General features: G+C 69.2%; 17 protein-coding genes. 4 read left to right on the top strand and 13 right to left on the bottom strand.

Annotated features, from left to right (window positions below):
* Window positions 1-175: 175 nt before the first annotated feature.
* The 8 genes from HYE82_RS31365 to HYE82_RS31330 form a co-directional block, all read right to left on the bottom strand.
* Window positions 176-490 (bottom strand): hypothetical protein, encoded by a 315-nt coding sequence (locus tag HYE82_RS31365; protein ID WP_179177590.1) that lies wholly within the window; start codon window positions 488-490, stop codon window positions 176-178.
* Window positions 491-776: 286 nt separating this feature from the next.
* The gene (locus tag HYE82_RS31360) at window positions 777-962 is read right to left on the bottom strand and encodes a hypothetical protein (protein WP_179177589.1); all 186 of its coding nucleotides are present in this window, start codon (window positions 960-962) and stop codon (window positions 777-779) included.
* Window positions 962-1,123, bottom strand: coding sequence for a hypothetical protein (locus tag HYE82_RS31355; RefSeq protein ID WP_179177588.1), 162 nt, complete (start codon window positions 1,121-1,123; stop codon window positions 962-964). The genes HYE82_RS31360 and HYE82_RS31355 overlap by 1 nt, the downstream gene beginning before the upstream one ends.
* A 23-nt stretch (window positions 1,124-1,146) precedes the next feature.
* Entirely contained in the window at window positions 1,147-1,548 is a 402-nt protein-coding gene (locus tag HYE82_RS31350; RefSeq protein WP_179177587.1) for a hypothetical protein, read from the bottom strand.
* 16 nt (window positions 1,549-1,564) lie between these two features.
* Window positions 1,565-1,855, bottom strand: a complete 291-nt coding sequence (locus tag HYE82_RS31345; RefSeq protein WP_179177586.1) for a hypothetical protein — start codon at window positions 1,853-1,855, stop codon at window positions 1,565-1,567.
* Window positions 1,856-1,923: 68 nt separating this feature from the next.
* Window positions 1,924-2,085: a hypothetical protein gene (locus HYE82_RS31340; RefSeq protein ID WP_179177585.1), complete on the bottom strand. Its 162-nt coding sequence runs from the start codon at window positions 2,083-2,085 to the stop codon at window positions 1,924-1,926.
* A complete protein-coding gene (locus HYE82_RS31335; protein WP_179177584.1) occupies window positions 2,085-2,555 on the bottom strand; it encodes a hypothetical protein in 471 nt (156 codons plus the stop codon). The genes HYE82_RS31340 and HYE82_RS31335 overlap by 1 nt, the downstream gene beginning before the upstream one ends.
* Window positions 2,552-2,908: a hypothetical protein gene (locus HYE82_RS31330; protein WP_179177583.1), complete on the bottom strand. Its 357-nt coding sequence runs from the start codon at window positions 2,906-2,908 to the stop codon at window positions 2,552-2,554. The genes HYE82_RS31335 and HYE82_RS31330 overlap by 4 nt, the downstream gene beginning before the upstream one ends.
* Before the next feature lie 212 nt (window positions 2,909-3,120).
* Between HYE82_RS31330 and HYE82_RS31325 the strand changes: the two genes are divergently transcribed.
* The 4 genes from HYE82_RS31325 to HYE82_RS31310 all read left to right on the top strand — a co-directional run bounded on the left by HYE82_RS31325 (window position 3,121) and on the right by HYE82_RS31310 (window position 5,036).
* A complete protein-coding gene (locus tag HYE82_RS31325) occupies window positions 3,121-3,363 on the top strand; it encodes a hypothetical protein (RefSeq protein WP_179177582.1) in 243 nt (80 codons plus the stop codon).
* A gap of 127 nt (window positions 3,364-3,490) precedes the next feature.
* Window positions 3,491-4,123, top strand: a complete 633-nt coding sequence (locus HYE82_RS31320) for an NUDIX hydrolase (protein WP_179177581.1) — start codon at window positions 3,491-3,493, stop codon at window positions 4,121-4,123.
* Window positions 4,120-4,533 (top strand): NUDIX hydrolase, encoded by a 414-nt coding sequence (locus HYE82_RS31315; RefSeq protein ID WP_179177580.1) that lies wholly within the window; start codon window positions 4,120-4,122, stop codon window positions 4,531-4,533. Before HYE82_RS31320 ends, HYE82_RS31315 begins: the two co-directional genes overlap by 4 nt.
* Window positions 4,530-5,036, top strand: coding sequence for a GIY-YIG nuclease family protein (locus HYE82_RS31310; protein WP_179177579.1), 507 nt, complete (start codon window positions 4,530-4,532; stop codon window positions 5,034-5,036). Before HYE82_RS31315 ends, HYE82_RS31310 begins: the two co-directional genes overlap by 4 nt.
* A 62-nt stretch (window positions 5,037-5,098) precedes the next feature.
* Here HYE82_RS31310 and HYE82_RS31305 read toward each other — a convergent pair whose 3' ends face one another.
* The 5 genes from HYE82_RS31305 to HYE82_RS31285 all read right to left on the bottom strand — a co-directional run.
* Window positions 5,099-5,629 carry a hypothetical protein gene (locus HYE82_RS31305; RefSeq protein WP_179177578.1) on the bottom strand — a complete coding sequence of 177 codons (531 nt, stop codon included), beginning with the start codon at window positions 5,627-5,629 and terminating at the stop codon, window positions 5,099-5,101.
* The gene (locus HYE82_RS31300) at window positions 5,626-6,231 is read right to left on the bottom strand and encodes a hypothetical protein (protein WP_179177577.1); all 606 of its coding nucleotides are present in this window, start codon (window positions 6,229-6,231) and stop codon (window positions 5,626-5,628) included. Before HYE82_RS31300 ends, HYE82_RS31305 begins: the two co-directional genes overlap by 4 nt.
* A 139-nt stretch (window positions 6,232-6,370) precedes the next feature.
* Window positions 6,371-6,589: a hypothetical protein gene (locus HYE82_RS31295; RefSeq protein WP_179177576.1), complete on the bottom strand. Its 219-nt coding sequence runs from the start codon at window positions 6,587-6,589 to the stop codon at window positions 6,371-6,373.
* Window positions 6,586-7,215 carry a hypothetical protein gene (locus tag HYE82_RS39105; protein WP_179177575.1) on the bottom strand — a complete coding sequence of 210 codons (630 nt, stop codon included), beginning with the start codon at window positions 7,213-7,215 and terminating at the stop codon, window positions 6,586-6,588. The genes HYE82_RS31295 and HYE82_RS39105 overlap by 4 nt, the downstream gene beginning before the upstream one ends.
* A 30-nt stretch (window positions 7,216-7,245) precedes the next feature.
* Window positions 7,246-7,512: hypothetical protein (locus HYE82_RS31285; protein WP_179177574.1), on the bottom strand; the 267-nt coding region annotated here is incomplete at its 5' end.

Below are 7,512 nucleotides of genomic sequence, written 5' to 3'. Positions count from 1 at the left end.
GGGGTGGGTGGTGCGGGCTGGTGCTGTTCGAGGAGGCCCTCGCCGACGATGGCGACGGCGACCAGTAGGGCGATGGCAAGCCGGGTGAGGATCGGAGGCTGGAGGCCGGCGATCCAGGCGAGGCCGGCGAGGATCAGGAACACGCGCGCCTTGTGGGCGCCGACGATCGCCGCGCTCACCGCCAGCTCCAGGGCTCGCCGGCCTGCCAGGCGCGGTAGCCGGCGGCGGCCCAACGGCGGACGGTGTCCGCCCAGCCGGGGGGCATCTTCCGGTGCTTCGCGGCCTTGGCGAGGATGTCGGCGATCTCGCCCACCTGCTTGGGGTCGATGTACAGGATGTCGGGACGCCGTTCGTCGAACAGGTGGCTGACCTTGTGCCAGTCCCAGCGGCTGACGGCGCGGCGGACCTGTTCGCCCATCTCCTCGACCGACGTGTACGACAGGCGCTCCTGGCCCCACTGGTTGGAGCCGTGCGAGATGTTCACGCCCATGGCTGATAGACCCTTCTGCGGGTTGGTGTTGGGGTGGGGTGCTGGCGGATCTCCAGGCCGCCCGTGCGAGACGGGCGGCGAGGGCTACCGGTCAGCGGCGGCGGGTCGAGTGGAGAGTGAACTTGCAGCGCGAGTTCGGGCACTGAGCCGGGTTCGGGATGGGTACCGGCTTCCGGCACGACGGGCAGTTGCCGTACTGGTGGACGGCCATCGGGCTTCCCTCCTGGGCCGGGACTGTCCCGACTCCCCTCACCGCAGGTGTGGGACCTGCGGATCGGGCAACCGGTCAGCTGGCCTTGACGTCGCGCTTGCGGTACAGGCGGGTGTCTTCGCCGTGGCGGGCGTTCTGTCCGGCGGGGCGGCCGGGCTCGTAGAGGTGGTCCTCGGGGGCGACCTGGCGATCGGCGCGATTGAAGGGGCGGGTGCGTTCGCTGTCCCGGGCTCGGGGTGGGGCCGGCTCGCCGCGGCGCATTAGGCGGCGGCCTTGGTGTGGAGGCCTCGGATCTCGTCCAGGAGGTGCTGCTCGCCGCGCTCGATGGCGTCGAAGACGATGTCGATGGCGCGCTCGTAGTCGCCCTTCCGGCGGGCGTCGCGGTACTCGGCCAGGTATGCGAGCCGGGTGTTCTCGGACATGGCGGGTGGTCCTCTCTCGGTGGTCAGGTGGTGGTGAAGCAGTGGGCGGGGTGCCAGGGGCTGACGAGCCAGGCGGCGGGCTGTCCGTCCGGGTGGCGGTGGAGGTCCCAGCCGCCGTCGGGCTGGCGGGTGAAGATGGTGGGCGCGATGGCCAGGGCGAGGTCGCGGTCCCGGATTCGGTCGCGGAGGTCGGCGACGGCGTCGTAGCCGTCCCAGCTGCATTCGGTGCGCGTGTAGGCGACCATCGCGGCGAGCGCCCTGCGCGGGGTGAGGTCGGGGCCGACGGCGATCAGTTCGCCGTATCCGTCCTCGCCGCCCAGGCTGGCGACGAGGACCCCATAGGCCTCGAACTCCATGTCGGACCGGGCCGGGGTGAACGTGGTGACGGTCGGAGGGAGACTGCTGGACCAGGGGTCCTCGGGCATGACGGTGCTCCTCACGTCAGGCAGTCGGGCGGGGCACGGCCCGGCAGGTCTCGGCGTGGGCCTGCGCCCAGGCGCGGGCGTCCTTGTCGGCCGCTGCGGGGTGGTGCTCCTCGTCCTGGCCGCCTTCGAGCTGCCAAATGAGCCGCCAGTGGCTGAACTCCTGGTAGGCCGGGCAGCCGGAGCAGGCGGCGAGCGTGGCGAACGGCTCGGGCGGGGTCATGACGTTGAGCCGCGAGGTCAGGTCGACGGTGGCACCGCCGACGGTCAGGTAGCGGGCGATGACCCCAGCGGGCCAGGTTTCGGGCATGACGGTGCTCCTCGGTTGGTCGTGCCGGGAGTGGGGTGGGGCCGGTGCGGTGACCGGCCCCGGGAGGCTCAGTGGCGGTGGGTGTGCTGCTGGCCGGTGCCGAGCTGGCCGAGCTGGTTGACCGCGTCGGCCTGCCGCTCGGGCGTGTGGGCCGCGTAGTCGCGCTGGCAGTCGGCAACCGTCGTGGGCTCGTCAACGATGCTGTGGCCCTGCTGGGCGGGCGCGTCCATCAGGCGGCGTGCTGCAGGCCGAGGGCGTCCGCGAGGCGACGCTGCGGGATCCGGTGGTCGTACAGCGCCCGGCCGGTGAGGACGGCGGTCAGACGGTCCCGGTCGATGCCGACGCGGTCGGCCAGCGCCTGGACCCCGTGCGTCTCGCCCGGGTTGTAGCCGGCGGCACGCATGTGGGTGCGCAGCCGCAGCACCCGCCGGTCGACGGCCGGCACGGGGACGGTGTGGTCGATCAGGTGCAGGTGGCCGGTGCGGGCCAGGGTGGTACGGGCGTCGGCCATCGCGGTGCGGGCCCGGCCGCACGCCTCGATCTGCGAGTCGAGCATGTCGTCGGCGTCCAGACCGGCGAACTCGGCGATCAGGCGGGCCGCGGCCTCGAAGTCGATGACAGCCTGGGTGACGAGCGGGCCAGCGCCTCGCTTGTACCCCGCGGCGATACGCAGACGGGGCGGGGTGACCTGGGTGTTCACGCGGGCACCCCCTCAAGCTGGGGGCTGATCTCGACGTCGAACGGGGTCGGCAGCGGCGTCATCTCCAGCCTGTACGCCTGAGCCGTCAGGTAGCGCGTGAAGAAATCCGCCTCGAACTCGCTGAGGTTCGGAGAGAGCTTCACGACGATGCGGGACCCGCGGACCTCGGCGTATCCGAAGACCGCGGCGTCGGCGATCTCGGAGGGGGCGACCTCGACGTTCAGCTCAGCCAGCATCTCGGCGAGCGGGGCGTCGAAGACGTAGTCGATGGTCGGCCGTCGGCCGGGAACCAGGCGGAGGGCGGGCTGCTGCCCGGAGCTGGGCAGGGTGGGGCTAAGCTGTGCGGTATCCATCAGGGGTCCTCTCAAAGATCCTGGTGGCAGGGCTGGTCAGCGATGTAGGAGTCACTGGCCAGCCCGTTTTCTGTTTTCCGGCGCGTCTCGACGGACCGAAGTCCGGTAGGAGTGAGCCGCGCTTTCAAGCTCTGACTTGAAGGTAGGGGAATCTCGCGACTGCCGTCAAGCCCCTCCTTGAAACGCGTGTCGAGCAGCTCTACCCTCGGGTCATGACCGAGACCAAGGAGAGCGCCGTCGCCGCAGTCGTGGGACTTCTCGATGCCGTTGAGGATCCCGCCCAGCGCTTCGAGGAGCTCGGCGAGGTCGAGGTCATGCTGGAAGTCGCACTGAAGGACGTCCGCCGGAGGATCTCGCTGGAGCTGAAGGCGTCCGGCATTACCTGGCGCGAGGTCGGCGAGACCATGGGTGGCGTCTCCCCTCAGCGTGCCCACCAAATCTCCGAGGGCAAGTGATCTGATCTGCATGCCTTGAGTCAACTCGGTCATGCCTTGACCGACGAGAGGCTGCCGTACAGCTCACGCACAGGAGACGATCAGTGGCCGTATAGATCGCCGGACACCCGACGCTGGGGGCGCGATTGTGGACGTCATCACCTGGACCGGCGAGCTGGCCTGCCACCTGCAGGCCGCGCACCGCTGGAACCGCGAGGAGTTCGCCGAGCGTCTCGGCGTGCACCCACAGACGGTGGCCGGCTGGCACTCGAAGCCAGCAATCGTGCCACGTTCCGAGATCCAGGCTGCTCTCGATACCGTCTACGAAAGGGCCTTGCCGCCTGTGCGCTTACGCTTCGCCCGCCTCGTCCAGCCGCCCGCAGAAACTGCGGCCCAGGCCCTACGGGTAGCCATCGCCATCGTTCTCCGCGGCACTGAAGTCCTCCTGGTGCAGAGGCGGGATGGCGGAGACCTCCACTGGCAGTTCCCCGCCGGCGTCGTGAAACCGGGCGCCGAGGTGGCGGCCGTTGCCGTGAAGGAAACGCGGGCCGAGACGGGGGTGCACTGCACCGTCCGTCAGCCGCTGGGCTCCCGCCTCCATCCGACGACTGGCGTGCAGGCCGACTATCTGCTCTGCGATCACCTGATGGGCGAGCCTATGAACCTCGACCCAGCCGAGAACGCCGAGGCCGCCTTCGTGCCGGTCTCCGCGCTGACCCGCTTCATCCAGCCGGACCGGATCTACCGGCCCGTCCTCGACGCCCTGGGGGTATCCGAATGACCGAGACGACGACTGAGCAGGGAATCTCTACGGCGATCATTACGGACGCCGGCCGCGTGCTGATGATCCGGCGGAGGGAGCGGGAGGGCAAGCTGCTCTGGGCGTTCCCTGGCGGCGGCATCGAGGACGGTGAGACGCCGGAGCAGGCGGCCGTGCGGGAGACCGCCGAGGAGGTGGACCTGGAGGTGAAGGCGATCAAGCCTCTGGGCGAGCGGGTGCACCCGCAGACCGGCCGGCACATGTCCTACGTGGCGTGCGAGGTCGTCGGTGGCGAGGCGCGAGTCGCCGACGAGGAGGAGCTTGCCGAGGTCGCGTGGATCCCGCTGGACGAGATCCCGACCTACGTGCCATGGGGGCTCTTCGGGCCAGTGCAGGAGTACCTCGACGAGACGCTCGCGAAGGCGCGATGAAGCCCGCAGAAGTTGGCGGCCGCCGGACCTACCTCATCGGCGCAGGGGGAAGTCCTCTTGTGAAGATCGGCGTTGCAGTTGACCCGGTCAAGCGGCTGACGGCCCTTCAGACCGGTTCGCCTGCGCGCCTCATGATCCTCTGGGTTCACCCAAGCGATGTGGAGCGTGACCTGCATAATCGCTTCGCCTCATGTCGCGTGCACGGCGAGTGGTTCGACTTGTCCGCACTCGGCGACCCGATCGATGTGGTGGCCAATGCGGTTGCGGAGCTGCAGTCTCTACCACTGCCCGCCGTGACGGTCTCACCTCCGAAGCTCGACGTCCGGGCGCATCTGGCAACGCACGGGAACGGCGAGTGGTGCGAAACCTGTGAGATGTGGCCGCATGAGCCTGTTTTCAGGCCCGACGGCTGGTGCGCGAGGTGCATGGCCCACTCGAAGGACCACGACGACAGCATCTTCAGGTTCAGCTGGCGACGCCTTGAAGAGGAGCTCGCCGCCTGACCCCGGACACCCAGAAGCCCCCGTCGCCTGTTGGCGGCGGGGGCTTCGTCGTTCGGCTGCGGCTACACGACGGGGCCGCTGCCCGGAGGCGGTGGCGGTGGCTGCTGTTGGGAGGCGTTGAGTGCGCGGCGGGTGGTTTGTTCGGCGCCGGCGTTGAGTGTCTTGTCGTTCTTCCGGAGGACGAACAGGGTGGCGAGAGCCAGGAGGCTGGGGCCGGCGAGCATGGCGGCAAGCCAGGGCTGGTTGTTCATGCCGACGAAGACAGCCCCAACGAGCATGCCCGCGGAGATCAGGAAACCGGCGATAAGCCCTACCAGGTAGAGCGTGTAGCTCCGTTTGGCTTGCCGTTCGTCATGTTCGAGTTGCTGCGTGAGCTGTTGCTGTGCGCTCTCGAGGCGCATGCGTTCGAGTTCGAGTTCCTGGCGGTGTGCATCCTGTTGCATTCGGAACTCGTGGTGACGCTTCAGTTCGGGCTCGAGCGCCTTCATGGCGATCTGGAGGTGCTCCGGGGGGAGCTGCGCCCACTGGAGTGCGTGTTCGAGGCCGGTGGGCTGCTGGACTGGGGCGCCAGCCTGGCTGATCTCTGGGTTCACTGTGGCTTTCCCCCGTCGCCCATGCCTGTCGGGTTGGTTGTGGTCAGATGCGCAGGTGGCGGGCCGAGCTTCTCGAAGATGTCGTTGAGAGCGGCGTAGAAGGTGGTGACGGCTGGGGCTGTGTCAGGGTTCTGGGCGAGCTCAAGCAGTCCTGTGTCTTCTAGCTCAGCTCGCTGATCGGGTAGGCGGGCCTCGGCAGTGTGGGACCAGGAGTGGGGGGCGTCCTCCGCGAGCTCGAAGAAATGTTCGTGTGCGAGGTCGGTCGAGGTTGGGGGCAGTTCGGAGAGTTGGCGGCGTACCTCTCGTTGCCGGTTCTCGACGGCCTGGAGGAGTTCTAGGTCTGTCTCGACGGCGTCAAGTGCACCTGTTGCGGCAAGGACCTTCTCGGGAGCGCGTTTGACGTCAGCGGATGTTCCATCGCGTACTGCGACAACTTCGATCCGTCGCACGTGCTTGCTGGCGATAAGAAGTCTGATGTTCTTAAGGTGGTGATCCCGACGGGCTTCCTCGAGGCGTTGCTTGCGCCATCTGCGATACGCCAGGCCGCCCGAGGCAAGTGCGAGGGCGTTTGCCGCGAGGCTGAGCACAACCCCCCATTCCATCAGTTCCCCCTTCCCTGAGTTAGGTTCGGCCGGTCGTTGTGATGCTAGCCGTGGCGGGCGGATCTATGCGTGCGTTCGCATGTGCTGTCCTCTCAGTGATCCGACAAGCCCCGTCCGCGGCTGAGCGGACGGGCCTTCGTCATGCCGTGCGCAGGATCGCTCTGACGTCGAGCGCGTCGGCCTCCATCTCGAGGGCTGCTGCCACGACGTGCAGGTCGATGTCGGGTTCGTCGGCGTTGGTTCGGCAGGCGGAGGCGATGGCCCTCAGGAGGGCGATGACGGCGTCGCAGCCGATGTACGGCTGGCCGTCGGATCCGGTGACGAGCGGCAGGCGGTTGCTTGCGGGTGAGTCGTTCATGCCGCGGTCCTGGCCCCGGGCCGCAGCCGGAGTACCTCGGTGCGCCCGTATTCGTGCTGGCAGTCGGGGCACGTCTCGCCGGCGGTCTCAATGGTGGGGGTCAGTACGCCGCCGCAGTCGGGTGTGCTGCACTGGACCGGGATTCGGCGGGGCGCCCGTTCGCCGGTGGTGAGTCGGGTGAGGCGCCGCCAGATGGCGCCTACTTCGTCGATGAACTCCTCGGCCGCCGGGTGCTCGGAGCAGGCCCACCCGAGGTTGAACCGCAGCGTGCCGATCGCGGCATCGACCCGCTGCTGGAGCGTCCCGCCCGCCCGCAGATGGGCCCGCCCGTAGCCCTCCCAGTCCCGGACCCAGGCTTCGAGGGTGCCGAGGACGGGCCCGGCCTGACTCATGAGGTCGAGGGTGTCGAGGCTGCACGGGGCACTGCTGCCGGCGGCTCCGCGGCCGATGGTGCCGGTGGCGGGTCGGCGGGTGGGGATGAGGTGCTGGTCGAGGGCGGCGTACAGGCCGTCGGGTCCGGCGATGGCGGCGAGTTGCTGGCTGGCCCTGTCTTCGCAGGTGCGGCAGATGGTGCGGCCGGTGTCGTCGTGGGTGAGTTCGCGCGGGCAGGCGGTGCAGGTGGTCACGGTGGCTCCTTGCGGCGGCGCGGGGTGGGGTCAGGTGGTGAGTGCTCGGCGGAGTCGTTCGGCGTCGATGCGGTGGGCGGCGGCCATGCCGCTGTGGGCTATGCCGCCCTCGGTGGTCTGCGAGAGGGCGCCGCACTGCTCGTGGTGGTCGGCGTCGGCAAGGATCGGCGGCAGGAGGGCGGCCTGGACGGTGGCCATGACCGCGGCGGCTACGGCGGTGATGGCGTCGGGCGGCAGCCAGTAGCCGCCGGCGTTGAGGGCCTGGCGGGCGGTGTCGGCGGCGAGGGCGGGCAGGTC

This window comes from Streptomyces sp. BR123 (assembly GCF_013401435.1).
Taxonomy (GTDB): domain Bacteria; phylum Actinomycetota; class Actinomycetes; order Streptomycetales; family Streptomycetaceae; genus Streptomyces.
Note: the sequence above shows the minus strand (reverse complement) of the source record. Positions and strands in the feature narration are given on the sequence as shown.